An 18,893-nucleotide genomic window follows, 5' to 3' on the forward strand; every position below is an offset into this window, starting at 1 on the left:
TGACTGTGGACATGGCCCTGATAATGCCGCTTACTCCGGCGTTACGAGGATTTTCTGACCCGCAGATACCACTCACACAGCAGGCGAACCTGCTTGCGGGTATAACCTTTCTCCATCATGCGATCGACGAAATCGTCGTGTTTTTTCTGCTCGTCCGTCGAGGTTTTGGCGTTGAACGAAATCACCGGCAGCAGCTCTTCGGTATTGGAGAACATTTTCTTCTCGATCACGGTACGCAGCTTCTCGTAGCTGGTCCAGTTCGGGTTACGGCCGCTGTTGTTGGCGCGGGCGCGCAGCACGAAGTTCACGATTTCGTTGCGGAAATCTTTCGGGTTGCTGATGCCGGCCGGTTTTTCGATCTTTTCCAGCTCGGCGTTCAGGGATTCGCGATCGAACAGTTGACCGGTGTCGGGATCGCGATACTCCTGATCCTGGATCCAGAAGTCCGCGTAGGTCACGTAGCGGTCAAAAATGTTCTGCCCGTATTCCGAGTAGGACTCCAGATAAGCAGTCTGGATCTCTTTGCCGATAAATTCGGCGTATTTCGGGATCAGATAACCTTTCAGGTGCTCCAGGTATTTCTCCGCCAAATCCTGCGGGAACTGTTCGCGTTCGATCTGCTGCTCCAGCACATAGAACAGGTGCACCGGGTTGGCCGCCACTTCGGCGTGATCGAAGTTGAACACTCTCGAAAGAATTTTAAAGGCGAAACGGGTGGAGAGGCCGTTCATGCCTTCATCAACCCCGGCGTAATCGCGGTACTCCTGATAGGATTTGGCTTTCGGGTCGGTGTCTTTGAGGCTTTCGCCGTCATACACGCGCATTTTCGAGTAAATGCTCGAGTTTTCCGGCTCTTTCAGCCGCGACAGCACGCTAAAGCGCGCCAGCGTTTCCAGCGTGCCAGGGGCGCATGGCGCGTGGGTCAGCTCGCTGTGGTCAAGCAGCTTGTCGTAAATCTTGATCTCTTCCGACACCCGCAGGCAGTAAGGCACCTTGACGATATACACGCGGTCGAGGAATGCTTCGTTGTTCTTGTTGTTACGGAAGGTCACCCACTCCGATTCGTTGGAGTGCGCCAGAATAATGCCGTTGAACGGCAGGGCGGAGATGCCTTCGGTACCGTTGTAGTTGCCTTCCTGGGTTGCGGTCAGCAGCGGGTGCAGCACCTTGATCGGCGCTTTGAACATCTCAACGAACTCCATAATCCCCTGGTTGGCGCGGCACAGGGCGCCGGAGTAGCCATAGGCGTCCGGATCGTTCTGCGCGTGGTTCTCCAGTTTACGGATATCCACTTTACCGACCAGCGCCGAGATGTCCTGGTTGTTTTCATCGCCCGGTTCGGTTTTGGCGATGGCAATCTGCTCCAGAATGGAAGGGCGTACTTTCACCACTTTGAATTTGGTGATGTCGCCGCCGAACTCGTTCAGGCGCTTCGCCGCCCACGGCGACATGATAGTGCCGAGGTAGCGGCTGGGGATATTGAACTCTTTTTCCAGGATCGTGGCGTCTTCCTGCGGGTTGAACAGGCACAGCGGATGGTCATTGACCGGGCTGCGTTCGCCGTTGGCGCTGAGGGTGTAGATTGGCACACGCTGCATCAACGCTTTCAGGCGTTCCGCCAGCGAGGATTTACCGCCGCCCACCGGGCCCAGCAGGTAAAGGATCTGTTTCTTCTCTTCCAGGCCCTGAGCGGCGTGTTTCAGGTAAGAGACGATCTGCTCGATGGCCTCTTCCATGCCGTAGAACTCTTCGAAGGCCGGATAGCGTGCGATCACGCGGTTGGAGAACAAGCGCGACAGGCGTGACTCTAGCGCAGTGTCGACCATCACAGGTTCACCGATAGCCATCAGCAGACGTTCGGCCGCGTTGGCATAGGCACTGCGATCTTGCCGGCAAATGGTAAGAAATTCCTGCAGTGTGAACTCTTCGTCCTTGGCAGCTTCGTAGCGCTGGCGATAGTGGTCAAATATGTTCATGATGCCCGTCCTTTCGTTATTAGCACAGGTTAAAGAGAGCGTGTGATAGTGTTCTGGCTCCCGAAAGATGAGAATACTCCTGAGTACAGCAACCCGTATGCCAACTTGGTGCGCTTATTATCGCGAGTTGCGCTGTATGCCACTGGGCCCAGGATAAATTCACCTTCTGATTTAAGCTTAGTTTGCTTGCCGGAAAATTTCCTGCCGCAGAAAAAGCTTTTTTTAAGTCATATCAATGACTCAGTTATTACCGTGGGAAGCAAATGCCTTGTCTGGCGCGGCCTGCGGTATGAAACGTCATCGTTCCGCCATGATTAATTCATAATTCCGCTATAAGTTATTCGATCTTGGTTGTTTTCTATTGTAAAGATTAGGCGCGCAACTAAATTTTCACATAAACTATTGCGGCTATTAACCCTGTAATTTATGGAAAAAGAACCAGTGAAGATCTCAAAACTCAAAACGCTAGCAATTATCGCTTCCGCTATGGTTTGTGCGCAAAGTGCTCAGGCGGGAACCTGGTCACTTGGCGCCGCCGCGCTGGTTAGCCCGGACGCGTACCGCGGTTATCAGGACCGCGTTTATCCGGTGCCCGTCATCGACTATGAAGGTGACGACTTCTACTTCCGTACTCTGACCGCCGGTTACTACCTGTGGAAAGATCAAGAAAACCAGCTGAGCATCATGGGTTACTACACGCCATGGGGCTTCCGTCCGGGCGACAGCGACGACGATCGCATGAAGCGTCTCGACAAACGCCGCGGCACGCTGATGGCTGGCCTGGCCTACTCTCACAACGCCGAGTGGGGCACCCTCCGCACCACGCTCACCGGCGACACGCTGAACAACAGCAACGGCCTGGTGGGCGATCTGGCTTATCTGTACAAGTTTGACCTGGACGCGCTGACGTTAGTTCCGGGCGTGGGCGTGATGTGGAACAGCAAGAACCAGAATAAATACTACTACGGCGTCAGCAGCAATGAATCGCGCCGCAGCGGCCTGGACAGCTACACCCCAAGCGACAGCTGGGCACCGTATCTTGAGCTGAGCGCCAATTACCAGATCAACAAGAGCTGGAACGCCTTCTTCGTCGGCCGCTATGTGAAGTTGTCTGATGAAGTGAAGGACAGCCCGATGGTGGATAAATCATACACCGGTCTGCTGATGACGGGTGTGAGTTACACCTTCTAATCGCACATTGCACAATTTTTGTGCATTTCGTGCATCAAAAAGGGGCGCCGGCGCCCCTTTTGCACATCTATAGTGCGCGACCGCACGCGGCCATTCAGGCCTTTCTGCGGCTGCGGAAGGTCACGCCCAGGCGGGCAGGCTGTTCGCCGGCGGCGACCAGCGGTTTGCTGACGCGCCCGGTTTCTACGCAGACCATGGTCTTATAGCCGTCGTTCGGCATATCCCCCATGCTGCATGACAACTCGACGCCGGGGTTCCAGGCGATAACGTCGCTCATGTGATGGTGGTGAACCTCGATGGTGCGTGCGTGCGCCGGATCGCGGATCAGGCTGAAGGCGTCCGGGCGGGTATAGACGCGGTCGGTTTGACCGACGAAGGTCACTTCACCCGTCTGGCGCGCTTCGGCGCCGCCCGCCACCTTGTCGATATAGGGCTCGCCCAGGCCCGCCACGCTGACCCGATCGATATCGCCGACCTGGAAGTAGCTGTGCAGCGCTGCCGTGGCCTGATAGTCGCCGTGCGATTCCAGTTCGATCTCGCATTCTTCACCCAGCTTGAACCGGGCGATCAGCGTGAAAGCGTGTGGCCACAGTTTGCGGGTCTGCTCATTGTCTTTCAGCGTAAAGGTCAGGATGACGCCGTTGTCATCTTCATCGTGCGCCGTCAGGCTCCAGGGCTGGTTGCGGGCAAAACCGTGGGAGGGTTGCGCCACCGGGCCGAACCACGGCCAGCAGATCGGAACGCCGCCGCGGATTGCCTTGCCTTTGGCGAAAGGCGTGTTGTTGCTGAGCCAGATAACCGGCTGCTCACCGCTGGGCTGCCAAGCCAGCAAATGGGCACCCTGCAGCGCGACGGCCGCGCGCACTTTCGGGTGCGAGACCACCACCACGCCCAGCTCATCGAGTTGACGCTGGCTGATGTAAGGCGAAATCTGTTCGGAAACGGGCAGGGTGAAAATTTTCTCGTTCATTTCATGACCTATTGTTTGCCGGAGATACAAATAAAAAAGGGCGACAAGAATGTCGCCCTCATTATCAGCTTAACATCATGCCATTACTTGGAGATGTGAGCGATCAGGTCCAGAACCTTGTTGGAATAACCGGTTTCGTTGTCGTACCAGGAAACCAGTTTCACGAAGTTGTCGTTCAGTGCGATACCGGCTTTGGCATCGAACACAGAAGTCAGCACTTCGCCGTTGAAATCGGTGGAAACCACGTCGTCTTCAACGTAACCCAGAACGCCTTTCATAGAGCCTTCAGCGGCTGCTTTGATGACTTTCTTGATTTCTTCGTAGGTAGCCGGTTTTTCCAGACGCACGGTCAGGTCAACAACGGATACGTTAGGCGTTGGTACGCGGAACGCCATACCGGTCAGTTTGCCTTTCAGCTCTGGCAGAACCACGCCAACCGCTTTCGCTGCGCCGGTAGAAGAAGGGATGATGTTCTGGGATGCGCCGCGGCCGCCGCGCCAGTCTTTGTGAGACGGGCCATCAACGGTTTTCTGAGTGGCGGTAGTCGCGTGAACGGTGGTCATCAGGCCTTCAACGATACCGAAGTTGTCGTTGATGACTTTAGCCAGTGGCGCCAGGCAGTTGGTGGTGCAAGAGGCGTTGGAAACGATGTCCTGGCCGGCATATTTGTCAAAGTTTGCGCCACGAACGAACATTGGGGTCGCATCTTTGGATGGGCCAGTCAGAACCACTTTTTTAGCGCCAGCGGTGATGTGTTTACGTGCGGTTTCGTCGGTCAGGAAGATACCGGTCGCTTCAGCAACCACGTCAACACCCACTTCGTTCCACTTCAGGTTAGCCGGGTCTTTCTCTGCGGTAACACGGATGGTTTTGCCGTTAACAACCAGGTGGCCGTCTTTAACTTCTACCGTACCGTTGAAACGGCCGTGAGTAGAGTCATACTTCAGCATGTAAGCCATGTACTCTGCGTCCAACAGGTCGTTGATTGCAACGATCTCGATGTCAGAACGCTCTTGAGCAGCACGGAAAACAATGCGACCGATACGGCCAAAACCGTTGATACCTACTTTGATAGTCATATATTCCACCAGCTATTTGTTAGTGAATAAAAGGTTGGTTGTAAAATTACAAAAACCTTACCCAGCGTCAAGCGGAATCGTGTCAATTCTTGCGGCAAGTCAAACCGGAAGGGTGGTTTTGCACGCTTATTGCACAGTCCATTTGCGCTCGGCCTCATCCGTTATATGGGGACAAGCCGCCAAGTATAAAGTCAGCATACGCAAGATGTGTGATCGTTATCACATATCACCGTGACGTGGCCTTTATGGGCTACAGTTTAGGCCAAAAACCCCTGCAGCGGTGTTAATTTTTTGTTATTATTAATCATTGTTTTCGTTGACATTATCCACATTCAGAGATAAGCACAAATGGCTAAAGAGACAACCCCCGGTCATCCGGTCACGGAACTGAATGAAATCCAACGTTATGTGACGCAACAGCGCGGCACCGAAGCGCCGTTCAGCGGCAAATTGCTGCACAACAAGCGTGAGGGCGTGTACCATTGCCTGTGCTGTAACCAGCCGCTGTTCTATTCCGAAACCAAATACGATTCTGGCTGTGGCTGGCCGAGTTTCTATGAGCCGGTTTCCGCCGATGCAATCCGTTATCTTGATGATAATTCACATAATATGCATCGCGTTGAAATTCGCTGCGGCCACTGCGACGCGCACCTGGGGCACGTTTTCCCCGATGGCCCGCAACCAACCGGCGATCGCTATTGTGTCAACTCTGCCTCGCTGAGTTTCACCGATGGCGAAAATGGCGAGCAAACGGCCGGTTAAGTGGTAATTTAACCGACAAAATCGATTCAGCTAATTATTCCTCCGTAAGCGAGAAGGGCTCTGATGGACGTGAAAGATCTGATTGCGGCGATGACGCCCGAGATATACCAGCGCCTGGTGCAGGCGGTTGAGCTGGGCAAATGGCCAGACGGCGTGGCGCTGACGCCGGAGCAGAAGGAAAACAGCCTGCAGGCGGTGATGCTGTGGCAGTCGATGAACAACGTCGATCCGCAGCACATGAGCATCGGCACCGACGGGCAAATCGTGATGAAGAGCAAGCAAGAGCTGAAGCAGCAGTTCGTCGCCGAGCCGCTGGTCAAACTCAAGCCGCAGTAAGGCTATCAACCGAACCGCGGGGCGATGTCGCCATCGCCCCGCCAATTTAACGTTTCTCGCCCTTTATCCCCAGCGATTCCGCCAGCTGTTGCGCCAGCCGGTTGTTGTCGTCTGCGCCATATTCCCAGAACATCGCACCGCCCAAGCCCTGGCTTTTGATGTACTCGGCCTTGATCGCCACCGAACGCGGGTTCTCGTAGGAGATGGCGAACAGCGGTTTGCCTTCGACGGATTGCAGCGTCAGATAAGGCACTTTGGCGTCGTCATCCCAGTGCTCGCGAAAACGTCGCTGCGGATCGTTGAGCAATTTGCCGACGATATCGTGGTATTTAAAGTAAGTGTCTTTGCTCAGGTTCAGCCCTAGCGTGTTGAACAGGGCGGTTTCTCGCGCGCCGAAGTAGGGCTGCGTCACCGGCTGTGTGGCGGCGTCCGGTTTGTCCCAGTCGATGCCCGCTTCGGTAGCCCGTTTTGGCACCCGGCCGTAAAAGCCGATGCCGAGGTTCATCTGCGCCGGTTTCAATCCGGCGGCCAGGTAGTTCTTCACCACAGCATCGGCGCTGTAGCGGTCGGCGGCGGCCACGGTCGGCCAACGCTTCGAATCGTACAGGTTGGCATTAAAGTACTGCGTGCCGTAAGCCATGTCGTAGGTCATCAGATTGATGTAGTCGAGGTAGGGAGCGATGCTTTTCACGTCGACCCACTCCTGTGGGCTTTTGGCATTGGCCCCGACGGCGATGGTCAACAGCTTGCCCTTAGCCAGCGCCTGATGAAGCTCTTTCAGCAGCAAGGTGAAGTTGTCGCGGTCTGCCGGTTGGCTTTCTACCAGCCCCCATGCGCCGTTTACCGGGTATTCCCAGTCAAGATCGATCCCATCCAGCTGATACTGTTCGATCACCTGCAACGCGGAACGGATGAATACCGCCCGGCTTTCCGCCGTGGCGGCAGCGCCGGAGAAACCGCGTGCGCCCCAGCCGCCGACCGACAACAGCACTTTCAGCTCGGGGTTCTGTTTGCGCAGCACCGGCAGCTGTTGCAGATCGGCCGTCACTTTCGGCGACAGGTAGATTTGGTGGCGGCGGGCGGGATCTTTCAGCGCCGCATGGGTTTCGTCTTTCTCGTCGTTGTAGATCAGGCCGAACGAATAGTTGAGGTGGGTGATTTGCGTCACGTCCAGCTTGTTGATATCGCCACCGGGGCCGGCGGTGACGTCGCCGCCGCCGTTGAAGTAGCCGACGGAGAGATAAGCCGCCTGGGCCGTGCCGGTACCGGCCATAGCCAACTGCACCGCAGCCAGCAAAGGCAGCAGTCTTCGGGTTATTTTCATGTCTGTCTCCTTGGGTCGGCAAGGCCGACCGTACCGCCAGGGGCGGTCACAATAAAGCCGGGCTCAGCGGGCCCCGGATGCGTATAACCGATTGACGCTAAAAGCGTCGTAGCCATAACAGCAAAAGCGCCTGTCGGCCACAAGCGGCTGGAGGAGGAGAAGGGTGGTATTGTGAGCGGCGTCGATATTTTCGCCGCCGCGCAGAGAGGGTGCCGATGGCGCCCGGCAGGTTTAGTTGACGAGGAACTGTGACAGGGTAACTAGTTGCGCGCCGGCGCGTTCCATGTCCCGCAGCGCTCGCTCGCTGTCGTCCGGTTGCAAATTGACGCCGCGGCAGCCGTCGACGATCACCTGCGTCGAATAGCCGGCCGCCAGCGCATCCAACACGCTGAACTTCACGCAATAATCGGTCGCCAGGCCCATGATCGCCAGCCGGCGGATGCCCTGCGATTGCAGCCAGCCGTGCAGTTCGGTCTGTGCTCGATGGCCGTTATCGAAGAAGGCGCTGTAGCTGTCGATGTCCGTAGCCTGGCCTTTGCGAAAGACGGCATCGATGTGTTGCCGCTGCAACTGAGGATGAAAATCGGCGCCGTGACTGCCCTGTACGCAGTGCACCGGCCACCACACCTGCGGCAGGCCTTCCAGCTCGCCGAGGGTGCCGGCCTGCGCATGGGAGTTCACCGCAAAGCTGCGGTGATTGGCGGGGTGCCAGTCCTGGCTGGCCACCACCGGCTCGCCGCGCGCCAGACAGGCGGCGATCGCCTGATTGGCGACCGGGATGACGGCGTCGCCCTCCGTGACCGCCAGCGCGCCGCCGGGGCAGAAATCGTTTTGCAGATCGATCAACAACAGGGCCGTTTTCATCGTTGCTCCATAGGTCGGTAGGTTAGCCGTTGACGCTCAGCTCGCCGCGCAGATCTTGTTGCATCAGGTCGCGAATTTGCTCCGGCGTCAGCGGCTGGCTCAACAAATAGTGGAGTTTAGTCAGAGCGGCTTCCACCGTCATGTCGAAACCGCTGATCACCCCGGCGTGCGCCAGCGCGTTACCGGTGGCGTAGCCTTCCATATTGACGCGCCCGGAGATGCACTGCGTCAGGTTGACCACCACGATGCCGCGTTCGGAAGCCGCGCGCAACTCGTCGATCAGCTCGGCCTTCTGCGGCGCGTTGCCGACGCCGTAGGAGCGCAGGATCAGCGCTTTGACCGGCTGCAGCAGGAAGTTGCGCACCACCGCGCCGGAAATACCGGGATAGATGGTGACCACGCCGATCGGCTGCGGCGTGATGTCGTGCACCAGCAGTTCGCCGTTGCAAGCCGGGCTGTCGATGCCGGGCTGGCGACGAATATGAATGCCGGCTTCCAGCAACGGCGGCAGATTGGGGGAGGCGAAGGCGTCGAAGCCGTCGGCGTGCGCTTTGGTGGTGCGATTGCCGCGGAACAGCTTGTTGTTGAAGAACAGGCTGACTTCATTCACCGGGTGGTTGGCCGCCAGATACAGCGCGTTCAGCAGATTGGTCTGGCCATCGGAGCGCAGTTCCGCCAGCGGAATTTGCGAGCCGGTGACGATCACCGGTTTAGCCAGGTTTTCCAGCATGAAGGAGAGCGCCGAGGCGGTGAACGCCATGGTGTCGGTGCCGTGTAGGATCACGAAGCCGTCGTAGCGATCGTAGTTCTGTTTGATGTCGTCGGCGATGTGCTGCCAGTCTTCCGGCGTCATGTCCGACGAATCGATCAATGGCGCATATTCATGAATGGTGAAATCCGGCATTTCCGGCCGATGGAATTCGGGCATCAGCGCCAGCTGGCGCTGCAGGTGACCGGAAACCGGGATATAGCCGTGATCGGAACGCTGCATGCCGATGGTGCCGCCGGTGTAGGCGACGTAAATGGATTTCTTTTGCATGGTCATGATTTTAACAAAGATAAGATGGGCTGAATTATAGGGGCATGGCGGCAGAAAAAAAGCCCGGCGGTGGCCGGGCTGCAGAATTATTTGTTAGCGGACTTCTCCGCAGGTCAGGCAGATCGCATAGCGGTTCTGCGGATCGTTCAGGTTATTGAACAAGCCCGGCTGTTCTTTCACCGCATTGGCGACCGAGGCCAGCGGGGCGGGCAACATGGCCTGAATCGCCGCCGGCAGCATGGCGTGAATGGAAACGCCGAACTGGCTGAGCACCATATCGCTCAGGCTTGGGGTATCAACGAACCAGTCGAGTTGCCACTGCTGCAGCTTCGCCAACTCGACGGCTTTTTTCACCGCGTCGTCGAAATCGCCCAACTGATCGACCAGGCCGTTGGCCTTGGCGTCGCTGCCGAGCCAGACATGGCCTTGGGCGATTTGATCCACCTGCTGCGGCGTCATCTTGCGCGATTTGGCGACCAGCTCGATGAAGTTCTTATACCCGTTTTCGATATTCAGCTGCATCATCTGCGAGAATTCTTGCGGCAGCGCCTTGGTAACCGCAATGTCGGCCAGCGGCGAGGTCGCCACGCCGTCGGTGTGCACGCCCAGCGTATCCAGGGTTTTCTCGTAAGTATTGATGATGCCGAAAATGCCGATGGAACCGGTCAGGGTGCTCGGGCTGGCGATGATGTAGTCGGCCGGTGTCGAAACCCAGTAGCCGCCCGACGCGGCCATGCCACCCATCGAGACCACCACCGGTTTACCGGCGGCGCGCACGGCGGCCAGTTCGGAACGGATCACTTCGGACGCGCTGACGCTGCCGCCCGGGCTGTTGACGCGGAACACTACGGCCTTGATGGCCGGATCCAGACGCGCCTGGCGCAGCTCGGCGGCGGTGGTGTCGCCACCGACGTTGCCCGGCGTCTGCGGGCCGTCCATGATGGCGCCGTTGGCGAACACCACGGCGATTTTGCCGCCCTGATTGGCGTCCGGCTTCGGCTGGTAGTCGTAGATGCTGGTGGCGTTGAAATCGTTCGCCTGTTTGTCCCAGCCGAAGGTTTTGACCAGCTGATTTTCGATCGCGGTGCGCGAGGCCAGCTCATCCACCAGCTTATTGTCCAGCGCATAACGGGCGGTATCGCCACCGGCCGCCTGCAGGCCGCTCAGCACGCCGGCGGCGCCTGGGAACAGCTGCTGTGGCGTCAGCTGGCGGTTGGCCGCCACGGTCTCCAGATAGTTCTGCCACAGGCCGCCGATCCAGCGGCTGTCCGCTTCACGCGCCGCCGGGGACATATCGTCGCGGATCAGCGGTTCGACCGCCGATTTATAGGTGCCGACACGGAAGATATTGGTGGTGACCTTGAGCATGTCCAACAACGATTTGTAGTACAGATTGTTGGTGGCAAAACCGTGCAGATCAACTGCGCCCTGCGGCGACAGATAGATCTTGTTGGCGTAGCTGGCCAGGAAGTATTGCGTCTGGTTGTAGCTGTCGCCGATGGCGAAGATCGGTTTGCCACTGTCGCGGAACTCGCGCAGCGCTTTGCCGATATAGCGCAGCGACGGCTGATCGGCGCCGGCGAAGTCATTCAGCTGCAACACCATGCCGGTAATGTTTTTGTCGTCCTTGGCCTTGCGGATGCTGTCCACCACGTCGAACAGCGAGTTCTCCTGCAGGCGGCTGCTGGAGGCGCCCAACAGTTCGCGGCCCCATTGGCGCACCCGGTTGTTCACCGAAGGCTGATCGACCACTACGCCGCTCAGATCGACCAGCAGCGCGCCGCGCGCCGGGGCCGTCGAGGTGGAGGAGCTTTGGAAGGACAGATAGATGCCGACCCCAACGAGGATCAGCAATACCAGGAACAGGTTAAGGATCAGTTCCCTGATAAAATTCAGCAGACGCCATGTCCACCGGAAAATGCCGGCAATAATTTGCCACAATGTGCGCATGTGCTCTCCAACAAGAGTCGAGAATGTTCCGCTATCCTAATGAGCAGCCGGGAAAATGTCAGCTTTAAATCGCGGCTCACAGACGGTATCGCCGAGGCTGTAACTCGCCGTTTAGCTATGTTAACGTGGCCGGAATGAAAATTGTTATCAGGAGTTTACGATGGATGCTCTGGATCTTTTGTTGAATCGCCGCTCGGCCTCGCGCCTGGCGGAACCGGCGCCGGCGGGGGAAGTGCGCCAAAATATTATCAATGCGGGCCTGCGCGCGCCCGATCACGGCGCGCTGCAGCCGTGGCGTTTCGTGATGATCGAAAATCAGGGCCTGGAGCGCTTTAGCCAGCTGCTGCAGGCGGCGGCGAAGCAAGATCAGCTGGATGAAGCGGCGATCGAGAAGGCTGCGAAGGCGCCGTTCCGTGCGCCGTTGATCATCACCGTCATCGCGCATTGCACCGAAGAGACCAAGGTGCCGCGTTGGGAGCAGGTGGTTTCCGCCGGTTGTGCGGTGCAGGCGATGCAAATGGCGGCGCTGGCGCAGGGCTTTAACGGCATCTGGCGTACCGGCGCCTGGACCGAACATGCGCTGGTGCGCGACGCCTTCGGTTGCCGCGAGCAGGACGAGATCGTTGGCTTCCTCTATCTGGGCACGCCGCAGTTGAAGGCTGCCACCAAGGTGACACCGCCGGACAGCGCGCCGTTCGTCAGCTATTTCTGAGTTTCCTCCGACCGGGCGCGGCGAAAATGCGCTAAATCCCGCAGAATTGCATGGTTTCTGAGCAGGCCGTTCGCTTATCGGCGGCCCGCTCTTATCAATCCCCTCGGCAAGCGCTACCCTATGTTATCTTGAGTGCCGTTACCGAAGGGAGTGGACTATGACATCGCCAGCGATCCGTTTAACCCAGTACAGCCATGGTGCTGGCTGCGGCTGCAAAATCTCACCGAAAGTTCTCGAAACCATTCTGCACAGCGAGCGGGAAAAGTTTGTCGATCCGCGCCTGCTGGTCGGCAATGAAACCCGCGACGACGCGGCGGTGTACGACATCGGCAACGGCGTCGGCATCATTAGCACCACCGACTTCTTTATGCCGATTGTCGACGATCCGTTCGATTTCGGCCGCATCGCCGCCGCCAACGCCATCAGCGACGTGTACGCCATGGGCGGCAAACCGATCATGGCGATCGCTATTCTTGGCTGGCCGATCGCCAAACTGCCGCCGGAGGTGGCGCAGCAGGTGATTGACGGTGGGCGTTTCGCCTGCCAACAGGCGGGGATCGCGCTGGCCGGTGGTCACTCCATCGATGCGCCGGAACCCATTTTCGGCCTGGCGGTCACCGGGGTGGTCAATACCGAGCGGGTGAAGAAAAACAGCGCCGCACAGGCCGGGGCGAAACTCTATCTGACCAAACCGCTGGGTATCGGCGTGCTGACGACCGCCGAGAAGAAAAGCAAGCTGCGCCCTGAGCATCAGGGCCTGGCGACGGAAGTGATGTGTCGCCTGAACAAGCCGGGCGCCGATTTTGCCGAAGTGGCGGGCGTCACGGCGATGACCGACATCACCGGGTTTGGCCTGCTGGGCCACCTGAGCGAGGTGTGCCAGGGTTCCGGTCTGCAGGCGACGGTTTGGTTCGACCGCGTGCCGAAGCTGCCGGACGTCGAGGCGTATATCGCCGAAGGCTGCGTGCCGGGCGGTACCGGGCGCAACTTTGACAGCTATGGTCATCTGGTTGGCGAGATGAGCGATCTGCAGCGTCAACTGCTGTGCGACCCGCAGACCTCCGGCGGTTTGCTGCTGGCGGTGCTGCCTGAGGCGGAGGCGCAGGTGCTGGCGATTGCCGAACAGCACGGCATCACGCTTAACGCCATCGGCGAGCTGCATGCGGCGCAGGCCGGTAAGCCGCTGATCGAGGTCGCGTAGTGGCCAACATCCAAGGAAGGCCGGACAGCGACGATTACCGACGCATTTTTCTGCAGGACGTGCCGTTGATTGACGTGCGCGCGCCGATCGAATTTCAGCAGGGCGCTTTTACCCAGGCGATGAATTTGCCGTTGATGGTCGACAGCGAACGCCAGGCGGTCGGCACCTGTTATAAGCAGCATGGCCAACAAGCGGCGATCGCGCTCGGCCACAGCCTGGTCAGCGGCAAGCTGCGCGAACAGCGCACCGCCGCCTGGCTGGCGGCCTGCGCAGAGCGGCCCGAAGGCTATATTTACTGCTTCCGCGGCGGGCTGCGCTCGCAGCTGGTGCAGCAATGGCTGCATGAGGCCGGCGTGGACTATCCGCGTATCGTTGGCGGCTACAAGGCGCTACGCAATTTCTTGATCGGCGTACTGGCGCAAAGCGCGGCGTTGCCGATGGCCTTGGTGGGCGGTAATACCGGCAGCGGCAAGACGCTGTTGGTTAACGAACTGGCCGACGGCGTCGATCTGGAAGGCGCGGCGCGCCATCGCGGTTCATCTTTTGGTCGAACGCTGGCGGGCCAGAGCTCACAGATCGATTTTGAGAATCGTCTGGCTGTGTTATTGCTGAAAAAACAGCATGGTGGCAGCCGCCGTTGGGTACTGGAAGACGAAGGGCGGATCATCGGCAGCAACAATCTGCCGTTGCCGGTGTTCAACGGCATGCAACAGGCGCCGGTGGCGGTGATCGACGATCCGTTCGAGATCCGTCTGGCGCGCCTGCAGGCTGAATATATCGACGGCATGCGCGAACAGTTCGAACAAGCCTATGGCGTGGAAGAGGGCTGGCGGCAGTACGACGACTATCTGCATCACGGTCTGTTCGCCATTCGCCGCCGTCTGGGGCTGGAGCGCTTCCAGCAGCTGACGCAGCGGCTGGAGGCGGCTCTGCAAGCTCAGCGTCTCAATGGCCAGGGCGAAGCGCACCGCGAGTGGCTGGCGCCCCTGTTGCAGCAGTACTACGATCCGATGTATTGCTATCAGTTGGAAAAGAAAGCCCAGCGGATCGTCTTCCGTGGGAACTATGCAGAAGTAAGAGAATTCTTGATGACGTTCAGCCAGAAAAACGGTGATTAATGCGACTGTTTATAGCCGAGAAACCGAGTTTGGCGCGCGCCATTGCCGACGTATTGCCCAAGCCGCATCGCCGCGGCGACGGTTATATCGCCTGCGGCAACAACGACGTGGTGACCTGGTGCGTCGGCCACCTGTTGGAGCAGGCCCAGCCTGACGCCTATGACAGCCGCTATGCGCGCTGGTCGTTGGCCGATCTGCCGATCATTCCGGAAAAATGGCGGTTGCAGCCGCGGCCTTCGGTCAGCAAACAGCTCAACGCCATTAAAAAGTTGCTGCTCGAAGCCGATGAAGTGGTGCACGCCGGCGACCCCGATCGCGAAGGGCAGCTGTTGGTGGATGAGGTGCTGGACTACCTGGATTTGACGGCGGAAAAGCGCCAGAACGTGCGCCGCTGCCTGATCAACGATCTCAACCCGCAGGCGGTGGAGCGTGCGGTCGAACGTCTGCGCGACAACCGCGATTTCATTCCGTTATGCGTGTCTGCGCTGGCGCGTTCGCGCGCCGACTGGCTGTACGGCATCAATATGACCCGCGCTTATACGCTGCTGGGCCGCAATGCCGGTTACGACGGCGTGCTGTCGGTGGGCAGGGTGCAGACGCCGGTGCTCGGATTGGTGGTACGGCGCGACGAAGAAATCGAAAACTTCGTGCCGAAAGACTTTTTCGAGGTCAAGGCGCATATTGTCACGCCGAAGGAAGAACGCTTCGTGGCGCTGTGGCAGCCCAGCGAGTCCTGTGAGCCTTATCAGGATGAAGAGGGGCGTTTGTTGCACCGGCCGTTGGCGGAGCACGTGGTCAAGCGCATCGAGGGCCAGCCGGCCCTGGTCACGGCCTATAATGATAAACGGGAATCAGATACCGCGCCGTTGCCGTTTTCGCTTTCCACGCTGCAGATAGAAGCGGCCCGGCGTTATAACCTCAGCGCGCAACAGGTGCTGGACGTTTGCCAACGGCTGTACGAAACCCACAAATTGATCACCTATCCGCGTTCCGACTGCCGCTATCTGCCGGAAGAACATTTCGCCGGCCGCCACGCGGTGCTGAACGCTATCAGCGTACACCAACCCGAGCTGTATCCGCAGCCGGTGATCGACAGCGACCGCCGCAACCGCTGCTGGGACGATAAAAAGGTCGATGCGCACCACGCCATCATTCCCACCGCCCGCGCCGGCAAGATTAATCTGACGCAGGATGAACGGAACGTGTATGGGCTGGTGGCGCGCCAATATCTGATGCAGTTTTGTCCGGATGCGGTATTCCGCAAATGCGTGATCGAACTGGATATCGCCGGCGGCAAATTCATCGCCAAAGCGCGTTTCCTGGCGGAAGCCGGCTGGCGCACGCTGTTGGGCAGCAAGGAGCGCGACGAGGAAAACGAAGGCGCGCCGCTGCCGGTGGTGGCCAAAGACGATGAGCTGTTGTGCGAGCGTGGTGAAGTGGTGGAGCGCCAGACGCAGCCGCCACGGCCGTTTACCGACGCCAGCCTGCTGTCGGCCATGACCGGCATCGCGCGTTTCGTGCAAGATAAAGCGTTAAAGAAAATCCTGCGAGCGACCGATGGTTTAGGAACGGAAGCGACGCGAGCGGGGATCATCGAATTGCTGTTCAAGCGGGCGTTTCTGTACAAGAAGGGGCGCTATATTCACTCCAGCGAAACCGGACGCGCGCTGATTCACTCGCTGCCGGATCTTGCCGCTCGTCCTGATATGACGGCCAACTGGGAGGCCACGCTGACGCAAATCAGCGAGAAATCCTGCCGTTATCAGGACTTTATGCAGCCGTTGGTCGGTACGCTGCAGGAGCTGATTTATCAGGCTAAGCAGAGCCGAGCGAGCATGGCGTTTCGTGGATTGCCGCCGCCGCCCTCCAGCGGTGGCAAAAAACGCAGGAAAAGCGCCGGCAAGGCGCAGGAGAAGAGTGAATGAAGCACGGATTAAGTGGGGTGCTGGTGGCCGGCGTCCTGGCGTTTTCCAGCCTGGCTGCCGCCAACCGGGGTGATGTGAACGTGGTGTTGCCGGTTTCACCGGAGATTTGGGGCACGGCGAAGAACGGCGTCAATCCGCCGCCGGCACAGCCCTGCAGCCGTTGTTGCATCTACCAGAATCAAAACTATTCCGAGGGTGCGGTGCTCAAAGTGGAGGGGGAGGTGCTGCAGTGCGTGCGGGAGCCGAACACCATCGGCACCAACCCTCTGATTTGGGTGCGCCTGAAGAAGTGACGATGTAACCTATCACCGCTTTCAGCACGCCGGGCTTTGAGCGGCGATATAGTTCGCCAGCAGCGGAACGTCGGCGGGCGCCAGAGTGTAGCCCAGTGCCTGTTGCGGCGTGACCCAAACCAGCGCCGAGTGGCAGCGCAGTTGCAGTTCGCCGGAGAAATCCGCGACTCGCCAGGCGTGCAGTCGGATAAGGCGTTCTCCTTGCTGCCACTGATTGCTGCCCACATAGTTACCGACACGGGCGCAAATCCCCAGCTCTTCATCCAACTCGCGCGCCAGCGCTTGTGGCTGGCTCTCGCCCGTTTCTACCTTGCCGCCGGGAAACTCCCACAGGCCGGCCTGATCGCTGCCTGCGCCGCGTTGGGCCAGCAGAATGCGCCCGTCGTGTTCCAGGATGGCGGCTACCACGTCGATAATTTTCATTGGCTTCACAGAATAAAACCCCGGTGAGCACCGGGGTTGATGGGTTACAGCGTAAATTCCGCCCAAACAGGTGCATGGTCGGAAGGTTTTTCCATGCCGCGGGTTTGGTAGTCGATACCGGTGGCGACGCAGCGTGCCGCCAGCGGGGTGCTGGCCAGCAGCAGATCGATACGCAGACCGCGGTTGTCGTCAAACCCTTTGGAGCGGTAATCAAACCATGAGAACTCGTCGTTGCGTCCCGGATTGGCGTGGCGGTAGGTGTCGACCAGCCCCCAGTTCAGCAGGCGATCCATCCATTCGCGCTCTTCCGGCAGGAAGGAACACTTGCCGGTACGCAGCCAGCGTTTGCGGTTGTCTTCGCCGATGCCGATGTCATAATCGCTCGGGCTGATGTTCATATCGCCCATGATGAGCACCGGGGATTCCGCCGACAGCTGCTGTTCCAGGTAGTTTTGCAGGTCCTGATAAAAACGCGTTTTAGCCGGGAATTTGATCGGGTGGTCGCGGCTTTCACCTTGTGGGAAATAGCCGTTGATCACCGTCAGCGTGCCTTGCGGCGTCGCCAGATCGGCCATGATGATGCGACGCTGCGCGTCTTCTTCATCGGTCGGGAAGCCGCGGCGCACCGCCAGCGGCTCCGCTTTGGTCAGCAGCGCCACGCCGTAATGGCCTTTTTGCCCGTGATAGAACACGTGATAGCCGTGCTGGCTGACGTCTTCCAGCGGGAACATATCGTCGTGAACTTTGGTTTCCTGCAGACCGATAACGTCAGGCTGGTGCTGTTCGATAATTGCCGCCAGCTGATGCGGACGCGCGCGCAGTCCATTGATATTAAAAGAGACAAACTTCATGAGCGGTGCCGTTTTCACGAGAAAAATGTGCTGTGATAGTAGCAGAGTTTGGCGGGAAATGTAACGCAGACAGCGGCCGGGCCGCTGACTGCGCAGCGGGCTATTTCGCCCAGCGGTCGTAATTTTTCGGCTGATAATCGTCAAACTGTTGCAGCAACGTTTGTGCCGATTCGCTGATATGCAGCGTGCCGAGATAATCGTGGCGCATAAAACCCTGATCGGCGACGTGTTCGAGGAATTGGCTCAGCGGGCGATAAAAACCGTTAACGTTCAGCAGGCCGACCGGCTTGTTGTGATAGCCGATTTGTCCCCAGGTCCAGATTTCAAACAGCTCTTCCAGCGTGCCGATGCCGCCGGGCAAGGCGATAAAACCGTCCGCCAGCGACGCCATGCGGGCTTTGCGTGTGTGCATGTCGGGCACCACTTCCAGCTCTGTCAGGCCACGATGCGCCGTTTCCGCTTCGACCAGGCGTTCGGGAATAATGCCGATCGCTTCACCGCCTGCCGCCAACACGGCATCCGCCATGATCCCCATCAGCCCCTTTTTTCCGCCACCGTAGATCAAACGGCGCCCCTGAGCGGCCAGCATCTGTCCCAATTGACGAGCCAGTTCGGCATAAGCGGGATTAGAGCCCTCGCTGGCGCCACAAAAAACGCAAATATTGTTTCGCATCCACCTGTTCCTTACTGCACTAAAGAAGCCAGTGGTATAGCGAATTGTCGGCCGGAGTTCAAGTTACGGCTGGGAGAGAGGAAATAAATGCGCGGGTGAAAAGGGTTAATAAGGGGTTGGAACTGGGGGTTATTGATACGAGAGCATTATGGGTGCGATGTGCTTTAAGTAGGTTCAGGGATTTCTGCAAGGGATGGTGGTGGGGG

General features: G+C 58.5%; 18 protein-coding genes. 8 read left to right on the plus strand and 10 right to left on the minus strand.

Annotated elements, in window-relative coordinates; genetic code table 11:
- Window positions 1–41: 41 nt before the first annotated feature.
- Complete coding sequence (gene yeaG / locus BHU62_RS21190; protein WP_073534420.1) at window positions 42–1,976, minus strand: protein kinase YeaG; 1,935 nt, start codon at window positions 1,974–1,976, stop codon at window positions 42–44.
- Between the two features lie 426 nt (window positions 1,977–2,402).
- On the opposite strand from yeaG, the gene BHU62_RS21195 reads away from it, so the two are divergent.
- On the plus strand, window positions 2,403–3,167 hold the full coding sequence (locus tag BHU62_RS21195) for a MipA/OmpV family protein (protein WP_073534421.1): 765 nt from the start codon (window positions 2,403–2,405) through the stop codon (window positions 3,165–3,167).
- Window positions 3,168–3,261: 94 nt separating this feature from the next.
- Here BHU62_RS21195 and BHU62_RS21200 read toward each other — a convergent pair whose 3' ends face one another.
- Both BHU62_RS21200 and gapA read right to left on the minus strand, forming a co-directional pair.
- The gene (locus tag BHU62_RS21200; RefSeq protein ID WP_073534422.1) at window positions 3,262–4,137 is read right to left on the minus strand and encodes a D-hexose-6-phosphate mutarotase; all 876 of its coding nucleotides are present in this window, start codon (window positions 4,135–4,137) and stop codon (window positions 3,262–3,264) included.
- Between the two features lie 83 nt (window positions 4,138–4,220).
- Window positions 4,221–5,216: a glyceraldehyde-3-phosphate dehydrogenase gene (gene gapA, locus BHU62_RS21205; RefSeq protein WP_073534423.1), complete on the minus strand. Its 996-nt coding sequence runs from the start codon at window positions 5,214–5,216 to the stop codon at window positions 4,221–4,223.
- 348 nt (window positions 5,217–5,564) lie between these two features.
- Between gapA and msrB the strand changes: the two genes are divergently transcribed.
- Together msrB and BHU62_RS21215 are read left to right on the plus strand one after the other, a co-directional pair.
- On the plus strand, window positions 5,565–5,978 hold the full coding sequence (gene msrB, locus BHU62_RS21210; RefSeq protein WP_073534424.1) for a peptide-methionine (R)-S-oxide reductase MsrB: 414 nt from the start codon (window positions 5,565–5,567) through the stop codon (window positions 5,976–5,978).
- Between the two features lie 63 nt (window positions 5,979–6,041).
- Window positions 6,042–6,314, plus strand: coding sequence for a YeaC family protein (locus BHU62_RS21215; protein ID WP_004932218.1), 273 nt, complete (start codon window positions 6,042–6,044; stop codon window positions 6,312–6,314).
- 46 nt (window positions 6,315–6,360) lie between these two features.
- On the opposite strand, the gene BHU62_RS21220 is transcribed toward BHU62_RS21215, so the two are convergent.
- From BHU62_RS21220 to sppA, 4 genes are all read right to left on the minus strand, one after another.
- The gene (locus tag BHU62_RS21220) at window positions 6,361–7,638 is read right to left on the minus strand and encodes a glycoside hydrolase family 18 protein (protein WP_073534425.1); all 1,278 of its coding nucleotides are present in this window, start codon (window positions 7,636–7,638) and stop codon (window positions 6,361–6,363) included.
- Between the two features lie 231 nt (window positions 7,639–7,869).
- On the minus strand, window positions 7,870–8,502 hold the full coding sequence (gene pncA, locus BHU62_RS21225; RefSeq protein ID WP_073534426.1) for a bifunctional nicotinamidase/pyrazinamidase: 633 nt from the start codon (window positions 8,500–8,502) through the stop codon (window positions 7,870–7,872).
- A gap of 22 nt (window positions 8,503–8,524) precedes the next feature.
- Entirely contained in the window at window positions 8,525–9,541 is a 1,017-nt protein-coding gene (gene ansA / locus BHU62_RS21230; RefSeq protein ID WP_073534437.1) for an asparaginase, read from the minus strand.
- A 93-nt stretch (window positions 9,542–9,634) separates the two neighbouring features.
- Window positions 9,635–11,491: a signal peptide peptidase SppA gene (sppA, locus tag BHU62_RS21235; RefSeq protein ID WP_073534427.1), complete on the minus strand. Its 1,857-nt coding sequence runs from the start codon at window positions 11,489–11,491 to the stop codon at window positions 9,635–9,637.
- A 160-nt stretch (window positions 11,492–11,651) separates the two neighbouring features.
- On the opposite strand from sppA, the gene BHU62_RS21240 reads away from it, so the two are divergent.
- The 5 genes from BHU62_RS21240 to BHU62_RS21260 all read left to right on the plus strand — a co-directional run bounded on the left by BHU62_RS21240 (window position 11,652) and on the right by BHU62_RS21260 (window position 16,740).
- A complete protein-coding gene (locus tag BHU62_RS21240) occupies window positions 11,652–12,203 on the plus strand; it encodes an NAD(P)H nitroreductase (RefSeq protein WP_073534428.1) in 552 nt (183 codons plus the stop codon).
- Between the two features lie 157 nt (window positions 12,204–12,360).
- Window positions 12,361–13,404, plus strand: coding sequence for a selenide, water dikinase SelD (gene selD, locus BHU62_RS21245; RefSeq protein WP_073534429.1), 1,044 nt, complete (start codon window positions 12,361–12,363; stop codon window positions 13,402–13,404).
- Complete coding sequence (mnmH, locus tag BHU62_RS21250) at window positions 13,404–14,522, plus strand: tRNA 2-selenouridine(34) synthase MnmH (protein ID WP_073534430.1); 1,119 nt, start codon at window positions 13,404–13,406, stop codon at window positions 14,520–14,522. Before selD ends, mnmH begins: the two co-directional genes overlap by 1 nt.
- Entirely contained in the window at window positions 14,522–16,447 is a 1,926-nt protein-coding gene (locus BHU62_RS21255) for a DNA topoisomerase III (protein WP_073534431.1), read from the plus strand. Before mnmH ends, BHU62_RS21255 begins: the two co-directional genes overlap by 1 nt.
- The gene (locus BHU62_RS21260) at window positions 16,444–16,740 is read left to right on the plus strand and encodes a YnjH family protein (protein WP_073534432.1); all 297 of its coding nucleotides are present in this window, start codon (window positions 16,444–16,446) and stop codon (window positions 16,738–16,740) included. The genes BHU62_RS21255 and BHU62_RS21260 overlap by 4 nt, the downstream gene beginning before the upstream one ends.
- Before the next feature lie 21 nt (window positions 16,741–16,761).
- On the opposite strand, the gene BHU62_RS21265 is transcribed toward BHU62_RS21260, so the two are convergent.
- From BHU62_RS21265 to BHU62_RS21275, 3 genes are all read right to left on the minus strand, one after another.
- Window positions 16,762–17,163 (minus strand): pyrimidine (deoxy)nucleoside triphosphate diphosphatase, encoded by a 402-nt coding sequence (locus tag BHU62_RS21265; protein WP_073534433.1) that lies wholly within the window; start codon window positions 17,161–17,163, stop codon window positions 16,762–16,764.
- Between the two features lie 44 nt (window positions 17,164–17,207).
- Window positions 17,208–18,014: an exodeoxyribonuclease III gene (gene xthA / locus BHU62_RS21270; RefSeq protein ID WP_073534434.1), complete on the minus strand. Its 807-nt coding sequence runs from the start codon at window positions 18,012–18,014 to the stop codon at window positions 17,208–17,210.
- Between the two features lie 100 nt (window positions 18,015–18,114).
- Window positions 18,115–18,687 (minus strand): TIGR00730 family Rossman fold protein, encoded by a 573-nt coding sequence (locus BHU62_RS21275; RefSeq protein ID WP_073534435.1) that lies wholly within the window; start codon window positions 18,685–18,687, stop codon window positions 18,115–18,117.
- Window positions 18,688–18,893: the final 206 nt, after the last annotated feature.

This window comes from Serratia marcescens (assembly GCF_001902635.1).
Classification (GTDB): domain Bacteria; phylum Pseudomonadota; class Gammaproteobacteria; order Enterobacterales; family Enterobacteriaceae; genus Serratia; species Serratia marcescens_F.

Coding starts and splice junctions, on each gene's coding strand:
- xthA (WP_073534434.1), bottom strand. CDS start 18,014: ATGAAGTTTGTCTCTTTTAATATCAATGGACTGCGCGCGCGTCCGCAT.
- BHU62_RS21220 (WP_073534425.1), bottom strand. CDS start 7,638: ATGAAAATAACCCGAAGACTGCTGCCTTTGCTGGCTGCGGTGCAGTTG.
- gapA (WP_073534423.1), bottom strand. CDS start 5,216: ATGACTATCAAAGTAGGTATCAACGGTTTTGGCCGTATCGGTCGCATT.
- yeaG (WP_073534420.1), bottom strand. CDS start 1,976: ATGAACATATTTGACCACTATCGCCAGCGCTACGAAGCTGCCAAGGAC.
- BHU62_RS21215 (WP_004932218.1), top strand. CDS start 6,042: ATGGACGTGAAAGATCTGATTGCGGCGATGACGCCCGAGATATACCAG.
- BHU62_RS21260 (WP_073534432.1), top strand. CDS start 16,444: ATGAAGCACGGATTAAGTGGGGTGCTGGTGGCCGGCGTCCTGGCGTTT.
- BHU62_RS21200 (WP_073534422.1), bottom strand. CDS start 4,137: ATGAACGAGAAAATTTTCACCCTGCCCGTTTCCGAACAGATTTCGCCT.
- BHU62_RS21275 (WP_073534435.1), bottom strand. CDS start 18,687: ATGCGAAACAATATTTGCGTTTTTTGTGGCGCCAGCGAGGGCTCTAAT.
- msrB (WP_073534424.1), top strand. CDS start 5,565: ATGGCTAAAGAGACAACCCCCGGTCATCCGGTCACGGAACTGAATGAA.
- BHU62_RS21240 (WP_073534428.1), top strand. CDS start 11,652: ATGGATGCTCTGGATCTTTTGTTGAATCGCCGCTCGGCCTCGCGCCTG.
- ansA (WP_073534437.1), bottom strand. CDS start 9,541: ATGCAAAAGAAATCCATTTACGTCGCCTACACCGGCGGCACCATCGGC.
- BHU62_RS21265 (WP_073534433.1), bottom strand. CDS start 17,163: ATGAAAATTATCGACGTGGTAGCCGCCATCCTGGAACACGACGGGCGC.
- sppA (WP_073534427.1), bottom strand. CDS start 11,491: ATGCGCACATTGTGGCAAATTATTGCCGGCATTTTCCGGTGGACATGG.
- pncA (WP_073534426.1), bottom strand. CDS start 8,502: ATGAAAACGGCCCTGTTGTTGATCGATCTGCAAAACGATTTCTGCCCC.
- selD (WP_073534429.1), top strand. CDS start 12,361: ATGACATCGCCAGCGATCCGTTTAACCCAGTACAGCCATGGTGCTGGC.
- BHU62_RS21195 (WP_073534421.1), top strand. CDS start 2,403: ATGGAAAAAGAACCAGTGAAGATCTCAAAACTCAAAACGCTAGCAATT.
- BHU62_RS21255 (WP_073534431.1), top strand. CDS start 14,522: ATGCGACTGTTTATAGCCGAGAAACCGAGTTTGGCGCGCGCCATTGCC.